The organism is Solimonas variicoloris DSM 15731 (assembly GCF_000382285.1).
GTDB lineage: Bacteria > Pseudomonadota > Gammaproteobacteria > Nevskiales > Nevskiaceae > Solimonas > Solimonas variicoloris.
Genome location: NZ_KB907969.1, coordinates 1 through 1,336 on the forward strand (window position 1 = coordinate 1; position 1,336 = coordinate 1,336).

Annotated in this window: 1 protein-coding gene; it reads left to right on the top strand. The window is 66.5% G+C overall.

What is annotated here, in order from left to right; all coding sequences use genetic code 11:
- Positions 1–1,336 (top strand): hypothetical protein (locus H149_RS0119150; RefSeq protein ID WP_039749571.1); only part of this gene is annotated, 1,336 nt, incomplete at both ends.

A 1,336-nucleotide genomic window follows, 5' to 3' on the forward strand; every position in this document is an offset into this window, starting at 1 on the left:
CCCGCGCCCATCGATGGCGAAGCCTTCCTCACGGGCCGCACTGCCGAGCGGCTGCGCGGCGAAATCCGCGTGCGTTTCGGCTTCCGCGAAGCGACGGTAGCCGATGCCGAGATGCTGACGGAGTGGCTGCGTGATCATGTTGCCGGAGAAGTTGGCGGTGACATTGAGCCGATGATCGAGCGGCTGGAAGGACGTTGCCGCGAACTCGCCATCGAGCCGCCGAAACCAGACCGGATGGAGCGCATCGCGCGCAGTGCGTTGCGCTCCCACGAAGACCGCTTCCATAGCTGCGTGTATGGGCGGCTGCCGCCCGCGACTCGCGAACGCCTGGATGCCTTGCTGCGCCCAGAAGAATCGGGCCACGGGGAGAGCGCCGTTGAAGATGCTCAAGGCGAAGCCGCAGGCAACGCGCCGGCCGTCTTGCTGAAACTGCGCGGCAGTCCCGGCCGCCCAAGCCTTGCCAGCATGCAGGATGAGTTGGCGAAGCTCGAACTGATCCGGGGGATCGAGCTGTCTGCCGATCTGTTCGACCGGACTTCGCCGCGTGACCTGGAGCGCTGCCGCCAGCGTGTGTCGGTCGAGGTTCCCCGCGACCTGCGCCGACATCCCGATGCAGCGCGCCTCACCTGGCTGGCCGCTTTCGTCCACCTGCGCGCCCGCAGCCTGACCGACGACCTGGTGGACTTGCTGATCGAGACCATCCACCAGATCGGCGCGCGTGCCGAACGCAAGGTCGAACGCGAACTGCTGGAGGACCTCAAGCGCGTGTCCGGCAAGCAGAACCTGCTGTTCAATCTGGCCGACGCCACCTTGGCCCAGCCGGACGGCGTGGTGCGCGACGTGGTGTTTCCAGTGGTCGGCGAGCAGACGCTGCGCGATCTGGTCAAGGAGTGGAAGGCCACCGGCCCGACCTACCGCATCACGCTGCGCACTGTGATCCGCAATTCGTACCAGGGCCACTACCGGCGCATAGTACCGACCTTGCTGGCCGCGCTGGTATTCCGCTCCAACAACGACCGCCACCGCCCGGTGATGGACGCGCTCGCACTGGTGAAGCGCTTTGCCGACACCAAGGTGCATACCTTCCCAGCCGACATCGAGGTGCCGCTCGATGGCGTGGTACGTGGCCTGTGGCGAGAAGCCGTCATGGAGACGGACGCCGCCGGCCGGGATCGGGTCAACCGCGTCACCTATGAAATCGCCGTGCTGGAAGCCCTGCGCGAGCGGCTGCGCTGCAAGGAAATCTGGGTGGTCGGCGCGAACCGCTACCGCAACCCCGACGACGATCTGCCGGCTGACTTCGAGCAAAACCGCGAGGACTACTACCGGGCGCTGA